Source organism: Bacillus sp. Marseille-Q3570 (assembly GCF_946151055.1).
GTDB lineage: Bacteria > Bacillota > Bacilli > Bacillales > Fictibacillaceae > Pseudalkalibacillus.
In genome coordinates this window covers 52,610-72,396 of sequence record NZ_CAMGYZ010000001.1, presented here as the reverse complement: position 1 = coordinate 72,396, position 19,787 = coordinate 52,610, and the positions used below count along the sequence as shown (strand labels likewise).

General features: G+C 41.0%; 17 protein-coding genes. 8 read left to right on the top strand and 9 right to left on the bottom strand.

Annotated elements, in window-relative coordinates; translation table 11 throughout:
* Positions 1-5 precede the first annotated feature (5 nt).
* Positions 6-2,066: a heavy metal translocating P-type ATPase gene (locus tag N8M93_RS00345; RefSeq protein WP_396125337.1), complete on the bottom strand. Its 2,061-nt coding sequence runs from the start codon at positions 2,064-2,066 to the stop codon at positions 6-8.
* A 140-nt stretch (positions 2,067-2,206) separates the two neighbouring features.
* Positions 2,207-3,331 (bottom strand): MBL fold metallo-hydrolase, encoded by a 1,125-nt coding sequence (locus N8M93_RS00340; RefSeq protein ID WP_261128949.1) that lies wholly within the window; start codon positions 3,329-3,331, stop codon positions 2,207-2,209.
* A gap of 618 nt (positions 3,332-3,949) precedes the next feature.
* Here N8M93_RS00340 and N8M93_RS00335 point away from each other — a divergent pair.
* From N8M93_RS00335 to N8M93_RS00320, 4 genes are all read left to right on the top strand, one after another.
* Complete coding sequence (locus N8M93_RS00335; RefSeq protein WP_261128947.1) at positions 3,950-4,318, top strand: thiol-disulfide oxidoreductase DCC family protein; 369 nt, start codon at positions 3,950-3,952, stop codon at positions 4,316-4,318.
* 180 nt (positions 4,319-4,498) lie between these two features.
* Entirely contained in the window at positions 4,499-5,746 is a 1,248-nt protein-coding gene (locus N8M93_RS00330; protein WP_261128946.1) for a YeeE/YedE family protein, read from the top strand.
* Between the two features lie 222 nt (positions 5,747-5,968).
* Positions 5,969-6,379 (top strand): CBS domain-containing protein, encoded by a 411-nt coding sequence (locus N8M93_RS00325; protein ID WP_261128945.1) that lies wholly within the window; start codon positions 5,969-5,971, stop codon positions 6,377-6,379.
* Positions 6,380-6,520: 141 nt separating this feature from the next.
* Entirely contained in the window at positions 6,521-6,700 is a 180-nt protein-coding gene (locus N8M93_RS00320) for a YjzC family protein (RefSeq protein ID WP_314728242.1), read from the top strand.
* 109 nt (positions 6,701-6,809) lie between these two features.
* Here N8M93_RS00320 and N8M93_RS00315 read toward each other — a convergent pair whose 3' ends face one another.
* The 5 genes from N8M93_RS00315 to glsA form a co-directional block, all read right to left on the bottom strand.
* Positions 6,810-7,433 (bottom strand): flavodoxin family protein, encoded by a 624-nt coding sequence (locus tag N8M93_RS00315; protein ID WP_261128941.1) that lies wholly within the window; start codon positions 7,431-7,433, stop codon positions 6,810-6,812.
* Positions 7,434-7,563: 130 nt separating this feature from the next.
* A complete protein-coding gene (locus tag N8M93_RS00310; RefSeq protein WP_261128940.1) occupies positions 7,564-8,397 on the bottom strand; it encodes an MBL fold metallo-hydrolase in 834 nt (277 codons plus the stop codon).
* Between the two features lie 400 nt (positions 8,398-8,797).
* Positions 8,798-10,084: a 2-oxoglutarate dehydrogenase complex dihydrolipoyllysine-residue succinyltransferase gene (gene odhB / locus N8M93_RS00305; protein WP_261128939.1), complete on the bottom strand. Its 1,287-nt coding sequence runs from the start codon at positions 10,082-10,084 to the stop codon at positions 8,798-8,800.
* Positions 10,081-12,963, bottom strand: a complete 2,883-nt coding sequence (locus N8M93_RS00300) for a 2-oxoglutarate dehydrogenase E1 component (protein WP_261128931.1) — start codon at positions 12,961-12,963, stop codon at positions 10,081-10,083. The genes odhB and N8M93_RS00300 overlap by 4 nt, the downstream gene beginning before the upstream one ends.
* Positions 12,964-13,392: 429 nt before the next feature.
* The gene (glsA, locus tag N8M93_RS00295; protein ID WP_261128930.1) at positions 13,393-14,340 is read right to left on the bottom strand and encodes a glutaminase A; all 948 of its coding nucleotides are present in this window, start codon (positions 14,338-14,340) and stop codon (positions 13,393-13,395) included.
* Between the two features lie 267 nt (positions 14,341-14,607).
* On the opposite strand from glsA, the gene N8M93_RS00290 reads away from it, so the two are divergent.
* Positions 14,608-15,975 (top strand): LVIVD repeat-containing protein, encoded by a 1,368-nt coding sequence (locus N8M93_RS00290; protein WP_261128929.1) that lies wholly within the window; start codon positions 14,608-14,610, stop codon positions 15,973-15,975.
* Between the two features lie 113 nt (positions 15,976-16,088).
* Here N8M93_RS00290 and N8M93_RS00285 read toward each other — a convergent pair whose 3' ends face one another.
* Positions 16,089-17,294 (bottom strand): MFS transporter, encoded by a 1,206-nt coding sequence (locus N8M93_RS00285; RefSeq protein WP_261128928.1) that lies wholly within the window; start codon positions 17,292-17,294, stop codon positions 16,089-16,091.
* A gap of 178 nt (positions 17,295-17,472) precedes the next feature.
* Positions 17,473-17,802, bottom strand: coding sequence for a four-helix bundle copper-binding protein (locus N8M93_RS00280; protein ID WP_261128927.1), 330 nt, complete (start codon positions 17,800-17,802; stop codon positions 17,473-17,475).
* Between the two features lie 139 nt (positions 17,803-17,941).
* Here N8M93_RS00280 and N8M93_RS00275 point away from each other — a divergent pair, with 139 nt between their 5' ends.
* From N8M93_RS00275 to N8M93_RS00265, 3 genes are all read left to right on the top strand, one after another.
* Positions 17,942-18,532: a guanylate kinase gene (locus N8M93_RS00275; RefSeq protein ID WP_261128926.1), complete on the top strand. Its 591-nt coding sequence runs from the start codon at positions 17,942-17,944 to the stop codon at positions 18,530-18,532.
* A 37-nt stretch (positions 18,533-18,569) separates the two neighbouring features.
* Positions 18,570-18,713, top strand: coding sequence for a hypothetical protein (locus N8M93_RS00270; RefSeq protein WP_261128924.1), 144 nt, complete (start codon positions 18,570-18,572; stop codon positions 18,711-18,713).
* A gap of 689 nt (positions 18,714-19,402) precedes the next feature.
* Entirely contained in the window at positions 19,403-19,717 is a 315-nt protein-coding gene (locus N8M93_RS00265) for a hypothetical protein (protein ID WP_261128922.1), read from the top strand.
* Positions 19,718-19,787 lie beyond the last annotated feature (70 nt).

The following is a 19,787-nucleotide window of genomic DNA, read 5'->3' as shown; positions in this document are numbered from 1 at the left end:
TTTAATCATCCTTTAAAGAGTTGAGCATTTATTGCAACGACAACTGTACTAAGCGACATCAATACTGCTCCCACTGCTGGGCTTAATACAATTCCAATCGGATATAATATTCCTGCTGCAAGTGGGAGGGCAATAATGTTATATCCAGCTGCCCACCAAAGGTTTTGGATCATTTTACGATATGTCCCTTTTGATAGTTCGATGATAGAAACAACATCTTCTGGGTTACTTTTCACTAAGATGACATCTGCCGTTTCCATTGCAACGTCAGTACCCGCACCTATAGCAATACCGAGATCTGCATTAGCAAGAGCGGGAGCGTCATTTACACCGTCCCCTGTCATTGCAACTTTTAAATCCTTCCCTCTTATTTCTTTTATTTTGTCAGCTTTTTGATCTGGCAGTACCTCCGCATATATTTCATCTAAACTTATCTGTTCTGCTACCCATTGCGCAACTTTTTGATTATCACCTGTCAACATGATTGATTTGATGTCCATTTCTTTCAATTTTTCAATTGCAAGTTTGGCACTGTCTCTTATCTGATCTGCCAAAGCAATCATCGCGGCTAATTCATTTTCAATCAGTACAAAAATCACTGTTTTACCTTCTCTAGACATCTTTTCAAATTTTGAATTATTATAGGTGATATTGTGCTCTTTAATATAGCCTGGGCTTACTCCGCTCACTTCTTTACCTTCTACCTTTCCGACTAGACCTTTACCAGTCAAATACTCGAATTCTTCTGGAGGTTTTATCGAAATCTCTCTTTTTTTAGCTTCCTCCACAATCCCTCTTGCAATTAGATGCTCTGACTGATTTTCAAGGGAAGCAATCAACTGAAGAACCTCATTTTCGGTATAATCATTTTCTATAATAATATCTGTGACACCGAATTTCCCTTCAGTCAATGTCCCGGTTTTGTCAAAAACGATCGCTTCTAAGTTCCTTGCTCCTTCAAAGCTTGCTCTATTCCTTATAAGCAGTCCTTTTTTAGCTGAAAGGGCTGTTGATCTAGCGACAACGAGCGGAGCTGCAAGTCCAAGAGCGTGCGGACATGCAATTACCATGACAGTCACCATTCTTTCTAGAGCGTATGAAAATTCATAACCGATCAACAGCCAGATGGTAATCGTAGAAAAACCTGCGGCCAGAGCAACATAAAACAACCATTTGGCAGCCCTATTGGATAAATCTTGTGTCCTTGATTTCGATTCTTGAGCTTCTTTCACCATATTTACTACCTGAGACAGATAACTTTCATCTCCAGTTTTCTCAACCTTAACGGTGATGGATCCTTCTCCATTGATTGAACCTCCAATCACACTTTCTTCTTGGTTCTTTTCAACTGGAACGGATTCACCGGTCAGCATGGATTCATCTATGGAGGATTGCCCTTTTACGATGACTCCATCGACTGGCACCTTTTCACCTGGTTTTATAAGTACATGATTTCCTTGTTCAAGCTCAGATACAGGTACATCTTTCGTGTCCCCATTCTCTTCAACCAAGTGAGCTTCTGAAGGCATCATTTTCACTAACTCTTCTAAAGCTCTGGATGCTCCCATGACAGACTTCATCTCTATCCAATGTCCGAGAAGCATAATATCAATTAACGTGGCCAGTTCCCAAAAGAAGTTCTTTTGAGCTAGTCCAAATACAGCAAGGGAACTGAATCCATATGCAACTATAATTGCTAAGGCGATTAAAGTCATCATTCCTGGATTCTTGTCTTGAAATTCATCTACCATTCCGGTTAAAAATGGCCATCCTCCATAAAAGAATACAAATGTGGAAAGGAGGAAAAGCAAAATCATATCACCACTGAAATCGATTTGAAAATTCAAAAACTCCTGGATCATCGGGGATAGGATCAAAATCGGAATTGTTACCCCTAATGAGATATAAAACCTTTTTTTGAAATCATCAACCATTTGGGCGTGATGATCCTGGTGATCATGACCGTTGCTCTGCCCATCATGGTTGTCATTATGAAGATGAGCATGCCCGGAGTTATCTGCTTCTTTAGTATTTGACTGATCAGAATGATGTTGTAGATGATTCATTGTTCCACTCCTTTTTGTCACATTGTTCTTTCAGATCATAAGGATAACAGCCACAATGCTTTTCTTGATTCTAGTTTGGATTAAAAAATGAACTGTATCCCTACTTGAGGATACAGTTCACTCACTATTGTTACACAATCTTAGCTTACCGCACATCGGTTTGGTCCGACTTCCATTTCCTGTTCCTCTTTTTGATCTGGATGTTTCTTCCCCATATTGGTTTTCCGTATTTCCTCGTGACTGTTTGGTTGAGGAGGGAGATTATCTGTGACCATATGATTGAATTTTTCAGCGTCCTTTATATTCAAGCGATTATTCTTTTTATAAAGGCTGCCCAAATTTTCTTGGACACTTCCATCTTCCTTCATTTCATCCATTTGGCTGAAGTGTGCAGGCAATACTGTTAAATCCATTGAAAGTTTCTGATAACGTTCGTATAGCGTACTTCTTAGATCATCCACCCATGCATCAGCTTTTCCTGCTAAATCCGGTCGTCCAATTGATTCGACAAATAGGATATCCCCAGTCAGAAGGTACTGTTCATCAACAATTAAGCTTGTACTGCCAATGGTGTGTCCGGGTGAATATACGGGATCGATCGTTACGTCACCGACTTTGATCGGGTGATCATTTTCTAACGGTTCATACTGAAACAGGACACCCTCATCATCCTTAGGCGGGAACCAATAAGTTGCATCATTCTGTTCAGCTAACTTAGGACCGCCGGAGATATGATCGGCATGAAGATGGGTATCGATGACAGCTTTGATCTTCCACCCTTTATGATCTGTAAAATTCTGATATACATCACTCATCCGATTGGAATCCACAATCGCTACTTCTTCATTCGATTCAATAAGGTAGGATAAACATCCTTTTCCGATTCTGACAAATTGATAGATGGTACCTCTGTTTTTCGTCTTACCAATTTCTACCGGTTCAAGATGCTCGCTCCATGCTGTCATTCCGCCTTTTACATAGGTGATTTTATCAACACCGGATTCTTCCAGTTTTTCAACAGCATCCTGTGACGAAATTCCTTTTGCACAAATAACGTAAATATTTTGGTGTTCGGGAAGTTTATTTTTTACATCCTCTACACCATTTTTCAACTGATTATAAGGGATGTTCATGCTTCGTACAGTTTCACCCTCGATCGACCAATCTTCATAATCCTCTTCCTTACGGATATCAAGGAGAAAGACTTCTTCCTTATCCAATATTTTTGCTACGAGTTCTATTACTGACAACGGCTGTAATGCCATGTTATCGCCTCCTTCCAAACAATAGTTTTCCCATACTTCATGGTTAATAAGGCATCCTTATACTAGTGTACCCCGGTACGTATTTTCTCTAACATTAAGGCTCTTTTCTAAAATATTGCTTTTGATTTTTAAAAACTCACCTTGTGCAAGTTGATTGGAGAGTAAGGTGCGAGACTCCTCGAAAATGAAAATCGTATTTTCTTCGTGCGATGGAACGCTGCTGAAGCTTTCCTTGTCCTGCGGGATTGAGCGCCCTACTACCTGAATAATCTCCTCGCAAGGCATGCGACGAGGAAGCTCGCTTCGACAGGACTTTCTTGTAGACGCAGGAGCACTAATGCTTCCTTGAAAAGGAGACTCCTGAGGTCGCAAGGCGACGAATGGGCTCACCGCACGCCCGTGGTGGAAAGCGAGCATCCTGTAGCGGATCAACGACTTTTAAAGAAAACTTGGCGAGACCAAGCCTTTTGTAGGTCAAGCCTTAGTTGCCCTTATACTTTCTTTAAGTGCAAGACACAATAAAGTTTGCGAAAACAGCCAACATTAAAAAAAACAGTTTGCAGGTTGAAAGCTAACGGGAATACAAGAAATATAATATGAATTCGAGGGTGATTAATAATGAAACATGTGGTGTTTTATGATGCAGCGTGTCCTCTATGTTCAAATGCTAGACGGGTAATTGAAAGGATGGATTGGTTCAAAAGGATTTATTGGATTCCACTCCAGGAGATTGAAAAAACCGAATATAGATCGTTCATCAATCAAAATCGCAACGTGTATGATGAAATTCATATGATCACATCAAAAGGAAAAGTTCTAAAAGGTTTTGACACGGTCAGACGAGTATTGACGCTTATGCCGATTTCATTTCCAATAAGTCTACTACTATACTTACCTTTCATGGATAAAATCTTCAGTCCTCTCTATAAATGGATTTCAAAAAATCGGTACGATTGGTTCGGGCGTTATGACTCTCCTCAAACGTAATAGGAAACCTGGGAAGTTGTCACTAAAGTGGCAACTTCTATTTAGTTGATGGAATTCTATTAACTGTTTGGGCTCCGTCCTTTCATTTGTGTTGTTTATAGGTTTACAATCACCTGTTCGTCGTATTATAATATATTGTATTTAAATCCGACAAAACTTATATGAAATGGAGGTAATATTATGGCGATGCAACAACCAGCCATAAATGATAATAGAGAGCCATTTGATTCTACTGGTCTCCCTTCTCCCCAAGCTCTACTTATTACAGGTGGTCTTATCACGGCATTAGCCCTAAGTATTGCAATCTTTTCTTCTGCAGGGCTTCAGCAAAGCATGACGATGTGGATTGGACTTTTATTGGGTTATACATTATTCCATGCACGTTTCGGCTTTACTTCAGCGTTCAGGCGTCTGCTTGCGGTCGGAAATGGAGAAGCATTACGTGCTCATATGATCATGATGGCTGTCGCATGCACGTTGTTTGCCCCGATTTTAAGTATGGGAGTTGGCATGTTCGGTAATACACCTGCAGGCTATGTGTCTCCTGTAGGTACGAGTGTCGTAGTTGGTGCATTCATCTTTGGTATTGGCATGCAGCTAGGAGGCGGTTGTGCGTCTGGTACGTTGTATGCAGTAGGTGGTGGACGCTCTGCGATGTTCATTACTTTGATTGCGTTTATCGTTGGTTCTGTCCTTGGTGCTTGGCACTGGGATTTTTGGGTGAATCAGACGCCTTCTTTCGAAGCCATTTCTCTAGCAACTAGCACAGGTCTTGGTTATACCGGAGCATGGGTCGTTCAACTTCTTATTTTTGCTGCCATTTTTGGAGCTACGATCATCATCGGTAAAAAACGACGTCCTCCTTCTATGAAACCATTACCTAGTGGAAAAGGCTTTGCACGAATCCTTCGTGGTTCTTGGCCGTTATGGGTTGCAGCGGTTTTATTGGCTGTACTTAACGCAATTACTTTGATTGTGAGAGGTAACCCTTGGGGCGTAACATCAGCATTTGCTTTATGGGGTTCGAAGGCAGCGATGGCACTTGGAATCGACGTCACTCAGTGGGCATACTGGTCTGGAGAGAAAGGTGCTGCATTGAATCAATCCGTACTTGCTGATTCAACAAGTGTTTTGAACTTCGGTGTCATCCTCGGAGCATTTCTCGCTTCAGCTGCTGGTGGTGCGTTTGCTCTTAAAAAAATCGGAGCGAAACGTGCAGCAGCGGCAATAATTGGAGGCGTGATGATGGGATATGGTGCCAGAATTGCGTTCGGTTGCAACATTGGAGCTTATTTCGGAGGGATCGCTTCGTTCAGTCTCCACGGATGGGTCTGGATGGTGATGGCACTCGCTGGAACATTTATAGCCCTCTACCTCCGTCCGCTGTTCGGAATGTCCGTACCAAAACCAAAAGATACTTTTTGTTAAAATGACTAACATGATCCCGAAGTGACTCTCACTTTGGGATCATTTTTTAAATTTAATGAAAAATTCTTTCTTCAGTAAAAGCACAACAAAAGCTCAGCCTGCGCCAGGACTTGGTTTTGCCAGGTTTTCCTTAAATGTTTAAATCCTTGTGTATCGGTTATAGAGAATTACATAATCGAATAGTACAGTCACCAATACCAATTTAAAAAGGAGGAATCAACAATGGCTGTTCTTCAACAGTTCATGACGAAGGACGTCAAGACATGTAATCCTACCGATGACATTCGCCAAGTTGCAAGTATCATGGCGGAAGAAGATGTGGGTATGGTTCCAGTTGAAAAAGATGGGAATTTGATAGGTTGTGTGACTGACAGGGATATTGTGGTCAAAGGTCTGGCCAGGGACTTAGGTAATAATGTTTGTGCAGAGGATATCATGACAGAAAAAGTGATCTCTGGAAAAACAGATATGCCAGTGGAGGATGCATCTTTACTAATGCAAGATCACCAGATCAGACGTTTGATGATTGTAGAGAGCGGTAAACTCAAAGGGATTGTTTCGATTGGAGACCTAGCTGCTTCTAAACAAGCAGATCAAGCAGCTGGAAACGCATTGAGTGAGATTTCGAGATAAACATTTCTATTAATTTTCTACGAAAGTATTAATTGAAGAGGTTTTTTGAAGTCCGACGTTTAAATTCTATGTATAGCTGGGTAAACAATTTTAATAGAAAGGCACAAAAGCTTTTCTAAAATATATTTGGAGGTGTTAATGATGGCAACAACTTACAAAACTGGAGAAAAAGCTCCTGAATCAGGGACGTACAAGGTAGACAAGTTAGTCAATGGGAACAGTTCAAATGAGGATAGTACTGAAGTGAAACTTGAAGCAGGTGAACAATTTCCACCATCACCTTCAAGTAATGAAGCAGCAGAATGGGTAAAATCCTCTTAGATTCAAATTGAATTGGAAATCAAATTAAGTTAAAAAGTAAAGCCAACAGGTATTTTAACAAAACTCCCTGTTGGCTTTACTTTTGCGTAAATAATTTCCTATGTTCTTATTATTCCATCACATTCCCTTCAGCAGGGATCGGGTTTTCATTTAGCATATTTGCAAAGTGAATCAAATTATAAGCCATCATCGTTGCATTTTTTTGCGTAAATTCATTCTTATAGCCTTCAGCCTCGATATAGGATGGTCCTGGACCTGCATCCCCGACCCAATAGGTTTCCACATTGGGTGGTACTGTAAAACCAATATGGGACATTGCATAAAGGATGGATCGACAAGCGGTCTTTGCCCCATCTTCATTACCGGTGACCACCACTCCGCCTACTTTGTTGTAGTAAATCCCTTGACCTTTTTCATTCGTAAGGCTGCTCCCACCATATAATCTTTCGATGGCAAGAGAAGCGATACTGCTTTTTTCTCCTAACCATAACGGTGTTCCAATTAATAAGATGTCTGCTTCTTTGATTTTTTTGAAAATGGAAGGCCACTCGTCACCATCGCCCATGTCTTCCGATATTCCGAAGTGAATATCATAATCGGCCAGACGGAAAATTTCAGTATGAACGTCATTTTTATTGAAAATCTGGATGACTTCTTCTAACAAAGCCTGTGTATTGGATACTTCTTCATTTGATTTTAAGGAACAATTTAACACAACAGCTTTTAATGGCATTTGAACCTCTCCTTCCCTTCTGCCTGAAATTTTTAGAATGTATCATCCCATTCCCTGAAGTCATTTTTTCTAATCTTCTCAAAAGGTACTAAAAAAGTGCCGACCATTATGATCAGCACTTTATCCTTATTTAAGTAGCTTTGTTTTGATAGATTTTCGGTAAAGCAATTTTGTCAAAATGATTGATAAGATACCTCAGTTCATTTTCTAGCTTGTTCCCTGACATCGGGATCCCATGCCCTGTAATAGCTATAGAAGGCTTCAGTTCTTCTAGGTTTTTTACAGAATCCTTGGCTTTTTCCCAATCCATTGTAAAATACGCAGGTGGACCGTTGATTTCTTGTTTTTGTGTATAAACATTATAAAGGGACTCCTGATCAACCGTGACAAAAGCATCACCAACAATCAACGCTCGATCGGATTCACGGAATAATGAAATATGCCCAGGAGTATGTCCTGGCGTATGAATCCATTTCCAATCTGTCAAAAAAGGTACTGAACCATCATTCGGTAGTTGTTTCAAATGTTCCTCAATGTTGATCGAGTGATTTGGAAAAAGTGGTGACATTTCGCTGACCATCCCTCCGTCAACCTTCGGATCCCCTTTCGGATAATCCTCTTCTCCAGTCAAATAAGGGAATTCGAGGGGATGAGCATAAATAGGTATTCCCCAGTATTCTGCCAATTCTTCAACACTTCCAACATGATCGAAGTGTCCGTGAGTTAAGATGATCGCTTTTGGGGGTCTGTCTTCACCAAATTGTTTCCGAACAGCTTCCAGGATTTTGGTTTTCGATTTTGGCATCCCAGCATCAACTAAAACCCAATCATCCCTATCATTCATAACAAAACACAAATTGACGATTTGATTTGTATAACAGTAAACATCAGGTATGACAAGATGTCCCTTTCCACTAGCAACGGATGTCATCGGTAGAAACGCATCCCGTACTCTTTCGTTCATTATGCCACCTCCAGAGTAATTATGTCATCCCTCATTATTCACGACCGCGTTGTATTATATTCTTTTTCATAGGCTCTATTCTAAAAGATTATTGCTAGGAAGTCATTTTTAAAAAACAGCGGGACAGTGAGACCATACCATGTTGCAAGGTGACGAGTGGGTTTACTGCACGCCCTGCGGAAAGCGAGCATCCTGGAGTGGACATCAACGACTTTTAAAGAAAACTTGGTGAGACCAAGCCTTTTGTAGGTCGAGAGTTGCCCTTATACTTTCTCTAAGTGCAAGAGCAACAATGTTTGCGATAACAGTCTTATCATAGAACCTTTTTTAGAATCTTTACAATATCAGTCCACAAAAAAAGACCCAAAGGGCAAACTGCCTTCTGGGTCTTGTAACAATTTCATCCTTCCAACAACAAGGATTCTGGATCTTCTAATAGTTCTTTTACTTTTACAAGGAAGCGGACTGCTTCACTGCCATCGACGATTCTATGATCATAGGAAAGGGCGATATACATCATCGGTCTGTTTTCCATACGTTCTTCATCAATTGCGACAGGACGCCATTGGATTTTATGCATTCCTAGAATACCTACTTGTGGAGTATTCAAAATTGGAGATGACATAAGCGATCCGAATACACCGCCGTTCGTAATTGTAAATGTACCGCCTTGAAGCTCGTCGATCGTCAGCTTTTTATCTTGAGCTTTCTTAGACAATGACTTGATTTCCTTTTCAATTTGCGCAAAGCTCAATTTATCTGCATCTCTCACAACAGGAACCACTAGGCCTTCTTCAGCACCTACCGCGATACCGATGTCGTAGAACTTCTTGAGAAGCATTTCGTCCCCTTGGATCTCTGCGTTGATTCTAGGGAACTTCTTCAATGCTGCAACAACTGCTTTTGTAAAGAAGGACATATATCCTAGCTTTACATCGTTTTGCTGTAAAAATTGTTCCTTACGACGCTTACGAAGATCATTGATTGCTGTCAAATCAACCTCGTTATAAGTAGTCAGCATTGCTGCAGTCTGCTGAGCCTCTACAAGTCTTTTCGCGATTGTTTGACGTCTTCTGGACATTTTGACACGTTCAACCGGCTTCTCAGACTTCTCTTCTGTCACCTGTTTTGGTTGGCTGCTTTGTTTTTCAGGCTTAGATTGTTTCGGTTCAGCTTTTTCTTTCTTAGGAGATTCTGCATGATTTTTCACATCTTCAGATCTTACACGACCAATCGGATCCGTCGACTTCACTTCCTTCAAATCAACTCCGAGCTCTCTAGCAAGCTTACGAGCAGCAGGTGAAGCGACTGGACGATCTGTTCCTTTTGGTTCTTCTTTCGTTTGACTTTCTTCTTTTTCAGGTTGTTCTTCTTTCTTATCTACTTCTTCTTGTTTCTCTTCAGGCTCTTCTTTTTCTTTCTCGGCGGGTTCCTCATCACTTGGTGCTTCATCACCTTCACCAAGTTTCGCAATCACTTCGCCAACTTCTACTGTATCGCCAGCTTCTTTCAACAAGTCAGTGATCACGCCATCTTCTTCAGCACTGACCTGGACATTGACTTTATCAGTTTCCAATTCGACGAGGTAATCGCCTTTTGTGACTTTATCGCCCACCTCGACTAACCACTCTGAGATTGTCCCTTCTGTGATGGATTCTGCTAGCTCTGGTACTTTGATTTCGCTCACGATACATTTCCTCCTTCAGTGGTGACTGTGTCTGTCTTTTTCAATTTCAACGCTTCATTTACGATACGTTCCTGTTCCCTTTTATGGACATCAGGTTCTCCAGCAGCTGGACTGGAACGTTCTGGACGTCCTATATAAGTCACTTTCATGTCATCAGATACTGAAGCTCTGATCTTCGGTTCGATATAGGACCATGCCCCCATATTCTTCGGTTCTTCCTGGACCCAAACGACCTCTTCTAGATTTTTATATTGATCAAGTAATTCTACCATCTCTTTTTCCGGGTACGGATAAAGCTGTTCAATTCGAAGGATGTCGACCCAGTCCCAATCTTGCTCATTGGCTTCGACCGCAGCATCGATGTCGATAGCCATTTTTCCACTGCATAGAATCAAGCGTTTGACATCTTTTTTCTTCGCTCCAACATTGGATGGATTATATACTGCTTCGAAATTTCCTTCACTGAAGTCAGCAGGAGTTGAAGCCACACGCGGGTTACGGAGCAGGCTTTTCGGTGTCATGATGATCAACGGCCTTACTTCATCTTTTGTTGTCAACGCTGCTTGTCTTCTTAAAATATGGAAGTATTGAGCAGCTGTCGTCAAATTGGTCACTGTCCAGTTGTTTTCTGCAGATAATTGTAAGAACCGTTCAAGACGTCCACTGGAGTGTTCGGGTCCTTGTCCTTCATAACCATGTGGCAGTAATAGGACAAGCCCTGATTTTTGTCCCCATTTCGCACGACCGGCAGAGATGAACTGATCGTAAATGACTTGAGCGGCATTTGCGAAGTCTCCATATTGTGCTTCCCATAGCACAAGCGTTTCAGGCGCAAAGACATTATAACCATATTCAAATCCAACTACTGACGCTTCAGATAATGGACTGTTATGGATGGCATAAGATGCTTTTGCCTGAGACAGCATGTGTAATGGCGAGAAGGTCTCACCGGTCTTCGGGTCATGCAATACCAGGTGACGATGAGCAAAGGTACCACGTTCTGTATCTTGTCCTGTCAATCGGATTGGTGTTCCATCTTTCAGGATCGTCGAAAAGGCGAGCGTTTCAGCTAATGCCCAATCAACCTTACCGCCTTCTTCAGCAAGGGATTTTTCACGACGTTTCAGGATTTTTTCGAGTTTCGGATATACAGTGAATCCTTCTGGCCACTTCAGAAGATCAGAATTGATTTCTTGAAGTTCATTCAACGGTACCGAAGTTTGAATGTCAGGCAGCCTGTTGACAATCTGTTCCGGAGCTTGGATCTCCTCGATTTCATCATCTTTATTTTTCGAAACTTTTCCATACTTATCATCAAGTTTGTCTTGAACTTCCTTCTCCATCTGTTTGGATTGATCTTCAGTCAAGACCCCTTCAGTTTGTAAAACTTCTGCGTATAAATGACGCACCGTAGGGTGATCATTCACTTTATTGTAAAGTTGCGGGTTTGTCGCAAAAGGATCGTCCATTTCGTTGTGCCCAAAGCGTCGATAACCGATCAAATCAATAAGGAAGTCTTTTTGGAACTTTTTACGATATTCGTATGCAAAAATGATTGCAGCAAGACATGCTTCTGGATCATCAGCATTGACATGGACGATCGGGATTTCGAAACCTTTCGCAAGGTCACTAGCATACTTTGTTGAGCGGGAGTCACTGCTTTTCGTCGTGAATCCTAAAAGATTGTTTGCAATGATATGGACCGTCCCGCCCGTTTTGTATCCCGGAAGCTGACTTAAATTCAATGTTTCAGCAACGATACCTTCACCAGGGAAAGCAGCATCACCATGAATCAAGATCGAAAACGATTTAGAAACATCCTGCTTAGGATAACCGGTTGAACTCCGATCTTCCTGGGCAGCACGAGCATAGCCTTCGACTACTGGATCCACAAATTCAAGATGACTTGGGTTGTTTGCTAATGTGATACAAGCTGGTTCATGATTTTCTTCTTCAATCTCACGGTCTGCACCTAAGTGGTATTTCACGTCACCAGTCCATCCGTAATTGATTCCCATTGAACCTTCCGAAGGAACAAGATCTTTATTCGGTGCATGATGGAATTCAGCAAAGATTTTTTCATACGGCTTACCTAATACATGTGCCAATACATTCAAACGTCCACGGTGAGCCATACCGATCATGACATTGCGTGCTCCATCATGAACACCTGCGTGAACGATTTCATCCAACATCGGCACCATTGTATCAAGACCCTCAATCGAAAATCGTTTTTGACCGACGAACGTCCGGTGTAGAAATTTTTCAAAACCTTCTACTTCGGTCAACCGATGTAAGAGCTCAATTCGATCTTGAGGTGAAAGTGATGGGTAAATTGCGTCAGACTCCACCATTTCATCGAGCCATTTCCGTTCCTTATCATCATGGACATGGCTGAATTCAAATGCCATCGATTTTGTATAGATTTGCTTAAGCTTTTCGATTGCTTCAAAACCATCTTGTATATTTTCAGGGGCATCTTCCCAAACGACTTTTGCAGGAATCGCTTTCAAATCTTCAGTACTGAGTTGATAATGACCTGGGTCGAGGAATGATGCATCCGTTTGTGGTTCATCTAGTGGATTGATTTTTGCGGCTAAATGCCCATACGTCCGTATATTGTCCGCAAGCTTGACAGCAGCGACCACTTTCTTCATGGTCGTGGCATCACTCATGGATTGTGATGGATCAGATGGATAGCCTGTTATACTTTCTGCAGACGCCGGCGGTGCACCCCAGGTCTCGAAAAGTTCCTTGACTTCTGGATCAACAGACTCGGGATCGTCTAAATATTGATCATAAAGCTCGATCGCATAGCCAAGATTGGGTCCATCAAACCCCTCCCAAGGTTGTCCCTTATTTGATCGGTTAGTACTCATTTGTTAATACCTCCAAAATGCTAATGATGAATTTTGTAATCTCGTTGGGTATTTTAAAGAAATTTGCTGCTATTAGTGTATCGTTTTCATGCCTCTAGTACAAATAAAGTGTACATGAGATACAAAGTTTTTTCGGAGTAACATAAATTGAGGAAACGATGCCTAAAATATCCTGTATTATGGTATACCCCAAATTCGATGAGATGAGTCTTCTAAATAGTAAAAACCCGTATTCTAAATTAGCATAAAATCCGATAGAAAACTATGCAAAATGAAAGGAAATTCTACTTCTTGATATATTTTTTAATTCTGTGAATCAATCTATGGATTTTTTCTATTAATTTATCCACACTCCGTCAAAAACAACAAAAAGAGAATGTCCTATTAGGTTAGGGACATTCTCTTTATTTAGGTCTACGATCATTATTTTCAACCATTACGAATCACTGAAAAAATGTTAAGCTCCAAGTTACGGGAAATTCTTTGGAGAAGTGCACCTCCCGCGGTACTGTTCCCTTTTTCATTGATGGCCGGACCAATGATGCCGATTCCGCATCGACCAGGAACTGAACCGATGATACATCCACTGACACCGCTTTTTATTGGGAATCCGACCTCAACTGCATATTTGCCTGCTTCATTATACATTCCTGACGTCATCATGATCGCCTCAATCGTATTGATGTGTTCCATTGGAATCATCTGTTCCTCTGTTTTAGGTGACCTGCCGCCATTTGCAAAAAAAGCGCCGAGTTTGGCAAGATCGGTTGTGTGGACGTCAATTGAATTGATACGGAAATATAAATCCAATGTTTCATCTATGTCATGAGCAATCGCTCCAGTACTTTTCATAAAATAAGCGAGTGAACGATTACGATCACCTTTCAATTTTTCAGATTCATAGACCTCTTGATTCATTTTTATGGAATTATTATTTGTAATCTGCCTTAATCTTTTAAGGACTCGACCGAATTTATCTTCAAGATCTTTTCCTTTGATCATAGCAGCAACGGCGATTGCACCAGCATTCACCATCGGATTGAAGGGCTTCGTTACATCGTGTGATTCAAGATGACTGATTGAATTGTAGAAATCACCCATCGGTTCCATCCCGACATTTTGAAATACTTCATCTTTTCCGAAGTCATCCAGCGCCATCATCAGACTGACAATTTTAGAAGCGCTTTGGAGTGTGAACTTCATATCTGTATCCCCTGCTGAGAAAACTTCATTGTCCATATTGATGATACAGACACCTAATTTATTTTGATCGATCGTACCTTGTCCCGGTATATCTTTTACGACTGTACCATCTCGGGAATATGGTCTACATTCCGTTACGAGTTCTTCCAACAGTTGGTTCGTTAATTTTTTCATAGTGAGACACCTCGAAGTCAATAGTCTTCCCCTTTCGCCTATTCATTCCACTCTGAAGAACATTTCAAACCGGGTTACCAATACATAACCGTGACTTTACGCCCTGTTCTTTTGATTTTTGGAGTAGTTTTTCAGGTTATATAGGCAATTGTATATTTCATATAAAACTTTTAACCCCTGCCTTTCAGCTTATTTATACGAAAATTGCTGATTTTTCAGAAAACATGTGCTATTTTGTTGGAAACCATTTGAATTGGAGGAATTATATTGAATAAGAAAGTAGTCCTACATACGGCACTAGCCGGGATCATGAGTTTTTCATTATTAGCACCAGCTGTTTCAGCACACGATACCCTGGACGACATCTCCATTGAAAAAGGATCTCACGAGGCAGAATTAAACGAAATTCCTATGGTTGAAGGAGCAAAAAACCTGGCCAATTGGAATGAAGCCGCTGCGGTTCCACTCAAAGAGTACAACGGGAAAAAGAATTCAACTGCAGATGTGTATGCGTATAAAGGCTTCGCTTATCTAGGAACTCATACATCAGGTGGCGGAAATGGCGGGGTCCGGGTCTTTGACCTCAAGGACCCATCGAACCCAGTTGAAGTATCCAGATTTGCCGAAGAAATTCCAGGAACCTGGCAGGAAAAAGTTATCGTAAAAACGGTAAACACTCCTTACTTCAAGGGTGATTTGGCAGTGGTAAGCATTCAACAGCTAAACCGTGATAATCCACTTTCTAAAGGTGGATTCCTACTATATGATGTGTCAGATCCATATGAACCTGAACGTTTGGGTTTTTGGGAACTTGATAAAAGGGTTCCCGGCACCCATGAGTTGTATCTGACGGTCCAAGGAAATAAGCCGCTTGTGTTGACAGCGAATCCATATGCGGATTACTACACACACGGGGAGCAAAAGGATTTTGCGTTAGTGGATGTTTCAGACCCGGCAAATCCGAATACCCTTTATGAATTCGATCCAAGGATGTTGGAAGAAGTACCAGACGACTTCAATGGTTACCACTGGGAATCTCCTGACGGAAAGACTCGCCCGGTATTCAATCACAGTACTATGACAGATGAGAACGGCCAGACAGCTTTCCTATCATTTTGGGATCTAGGGACGATCATGTTGGATATTTCGAATCCGAACGACGTAGAATATCTTGGCCGTACCGATTTTGCACCTGATGTTCAAGGATCTGCACACTCATCAGCTATTGCAAATGGTGGAAATGTCTTGATTGAAACGCGGGAAGTTTATGCTCCTTCTAGAGAAGGATATGAAGAATCGTATGGTTATACTAGAATTTTCGATATCAAGGATAAAACAGAACCCAAACTTTTAAGTACGTTCAAGACTGATCTAGTTGATAATGTAGAGGATGGTGTCACCTTTGCGAATACGGTCCATGATCCGAAAGTACAAGGAAACACTTTATATCTATCGCATTATGCAGGAGGAGTAAGAGCTGTCGACATCACAAATCCTTCAGAACCGGTTGAAATTGGAAAGTATGTTCCCGAACAAGCCTATATCTGGGGAGTGTTTGTAGATAGGAATTATATCCTTGCCTCTGATATGGGCGAAGGACTTAAAGTACTATTGAAAAATAACGGACAAAAATGATAGCGATAAACAAGGAGCTGACTTATAGATGACAAGTCGCTCCTTGTTTAAATTATAAATGACAGTGAACTAAGACTCAGCAGCACCTGGGGTTTCATTGAGCCAAGTTTCCTTCACATTTGCTCTCCCAATGCTGGTTTTTGTTGTAAGGTGAAAAGAGTGATGGTGACAGCCAACAGACTGACTGAAGATAGTGTCAGAAAGACATGGTTCTCTGAAGAAGTTAGTAGAACTGAAACGACTGGCGGGCCAGCCGCCACACCAATAAATCGCATACTGCTGTAGAATGACGTGATCGTTCCCCTCTCTTCTTTCTCGATTCCTTCTGTAATCAATGCATCTAAACAAGGTAATCCAATTCCGATACCAAGACCGGAAACAGAAAGAAACAAAATGATCAAACCTAATGAATTCATAAACAATAATGAGCATAATGCACCAGTAGAAATCAAATTCCCGATCAAAATCAAACGATCCATACTTCTTTTATCGTTACCTACCCTTTTTCCAGTGATATAAGAAGCCACACATAGTGCAAGCAGCGGAACCGCTAAATAAATCCCCTTCATGACTCCTGTAATATCGAATCTGCTCTCTAATGATGATGATAGATAAATGAGAAAACCAAAGATGACAAACATGTTCAAACCACCAAGCATAAAAACCCCGTACAACCACCTGCCATTCTTTTTGAAAATTTGTTTCAAAACCTTGAAAAATTCAGCAAATGGTTCAGGTTTATTGGTTTCTTTTGGAGGTTTTACAAATAACAACATCAAAATGACCGCGGTTACAGCTAAAAATGGCACAGACCAAAAAGGGATATACCAGGCCCAGATTGCGAGTAAAGCTCCTAATATCGGGCTGAGCACTTTTCCAAATGTATTGGATGTTTCGATGAGGCCAAGTCCTGCACTAACTTCATCTTCATCTTTGAAAAGATCACCTACTGTTGGTAACACAACTGGAAATGCACCAGCCGCACCTGCTCCCTGCAAGAGCCGTCCAAACATGATCCAAAGATAAGGACTATTTGAAAAAATCGCTCCCCATCCACTAATCACACCCCCTGCTCCGACTAGAATCAAGCTGGGAATGATGACTTTTTTTCGACCGAAATAATCGGATAGATAACCGGCAATAGGGATGAAGATAATGGCGATGACCGAGTAAATTGTAATGATCAGACTAGCTTGGAAAGATGTAATGTTGATTTCCTTTTCGATGATTGGAAGTACGGGGATGAACATCGAGTTGCCTAAGGTCATCAACAGCGGAATCGAAGCTAAAGCCAACAGAGCTAACTTATTCTCTTTCATATTCTCTTCTCCATCATTCTCCAATGTTTAGATGCGGAACTTCACCCTCACATTTTTTACTTTTCGCAGTTCAATTATTCATTCATCTTTGATCAATTAAAAGAGGCCGATCCATTGGATCAGCCTCTTAATTATAGACAACTTGGATACGGTGTATGTGCCCAAATCCCTGTTTTCATCAAGCTATTAGACTTTTACAAGCGTCTGCACATTTGAAGCATGCCTCTGCGCATTTTTGGCAGTGGTCATGATCATGCTTCTTACATTCGTTTCCGCAAGCTTCACAAATATCAGCACATGCTTTAGCTAACTCCGCCGTAAATGGAGTCCCTCTTCCTAGTGCTTGTTCCAGAAAAGAACACATGTCAGCACATTCTCTATCCATTCGGATACAATCAACCATCATTTTTAGGTCATCTTCCTTCAAACATGCATCATAACAGTGGTTGCATGCTACCATGCATTCGTGTAAGGTGTTGATCAAAGATTGGTGATTTTCGTGTGACATCATTAGCCTCCTTCTGATTTTTGGTACACTCCCAATATACCCGGCAAGGTGTTAGAGCAAACACGATATCAGCAGACGTTGCTAATTTATGGTATAATAAAATAACTGAAATTTCTAACACTTTAAAAGGAGGTTTTATATGTATCAAGTAAAAGATGATGAAAAGATCTTCATTTACACGGGTCCAGATGGTTCAGGTCGAAAAACACTAGCGAAGATGGTTGCTACAGTTTTTGATATGGAAACGGTGTTATCTTACACGACTCGGAAGCCTCGTCATTATGAAGAAGAAGGTAAAGACTATCATTTTGTAAGTGAAGAAACGTTTCAAAAGATGCAGCAACAGAATGAATTTTTGGAATGTGTCGATATAGATGGTTTCCGCTATGGTATCCGTGAACAGGACATTGTGAATACTTTCAAGGACCATAAATTAGTTTATCTAGCACTGAACCCTGAAGGTGCAGATAAACTGAAGCATATGTACGGAGAAAACGTCATCCGGATTTTCATTTATGCAGATCGAGACACTGTCATCAAACGTCAAAAGGAACGGCAAGATGATGAGGCTGCAATCCGCCGGCATATGGCACACTATGATGAAACCATGAATTACAAAAATGGTTGTGAACATGCTTTCGAAAATTATGATTTACCTCAAGTATCTTATCAAATTAGTGAGCTTGTCGAAACCTATCTGGACAGAAACTATATCGAATCCGAGTATTGATGTTCGTGTTAAAGAAAAAGTAAGGAAGTGAAAAACAATGAAAGCTTTCAGAAAAGCACTCCGGATCATTGTACTTTCAAACCTTGCAGTATTTGGATTCATAATGCTCCTCCCTGCTCTCTTAGTCACAGGAGATATCGAAATCGTTCGTGAGTTCATTGATTTTTTGAATAAGGATTAGATCACCGTTAATTAAATGAAGCGTGTCCTGGAATTTTTGCAGGATACGCTTTTTAATTTGGATTTGTTAAATAATACTGTTGATATCTGACTATTTTGGTTGAAGTGAAATTTTCGGCTGTTTTTGAAAACTTTGTTGCTCTTGCACTTAAAGAAAGTATAAATACTTTCTTCAGTATAAGGGCAACTAAGGCTCGACCTACAAAAGGCTTGGTCTCACCAAGTTTTCTTTAAAATGCGTTGATTTCCGCTCCAGTGTGCTCGCTTTCTGCGGGGCGTGGGGTTAGCCCACTCGTTGCCTTGCGACCTCAGGAGTCTCCTTTTCAAGGAAGCATTTGTCCTCCTGCGTCTACAAGAAAGTCCTATCGAAGCGAGCTTCCTCGTTGCATGCCATGCGAGGAGATTATTCAGGTAGTAGGCACGCTGATCCCGCAGGACAAGGAAAGCTTCGGCAGCGTTACACCGCACGAAGAAAATACGATTTTCATTTTCAAGGAGTCTCGCACCTTGCTCTATTCAACTTGCATAAGTTGAGTTTTTCAAAATGACTCAAAAGCGACAATCCTTTAAAAAAGAGCGACCGACAACAAGGTTTTTTTGTTTAATCAATAGTGTTTCCCCTTTTCACTTTGTTCTGGTATTCGATATAATGAATCATATATAGTAAAGTAACGCAGAGGGGAATTTTAGATGAATTCTAAAGATATGCAAGAAAAGATAATCGAAAATTATCAACGGGATGAACAGATGATGATTCTTGTTTTTGCGCAATGGTGTGTTAACAATGATCTTGATCCTGAAGAACTTTATAAGAGAGCCTATCCAAAACAAGCCTCCAATCCATCACTTAAACAGGCATTCGATCTAACTGTATCAAAAGAAGAAGCCGGGGAAATCGGTGATCAGACATTACTCGGAGTCTTATCGATGTTCGGTAACGAAGACCTTGCTTTTGTGATTACGGAGGAAATTGAAAAACGGAAGAAAAAGAATGGAAAGAAATGATTATATCAAAACCAAGAGAGCTTGCGTTCCGAGCTCTCTTGGTTTTTAGTTTACGGTCCTAGAACACTTC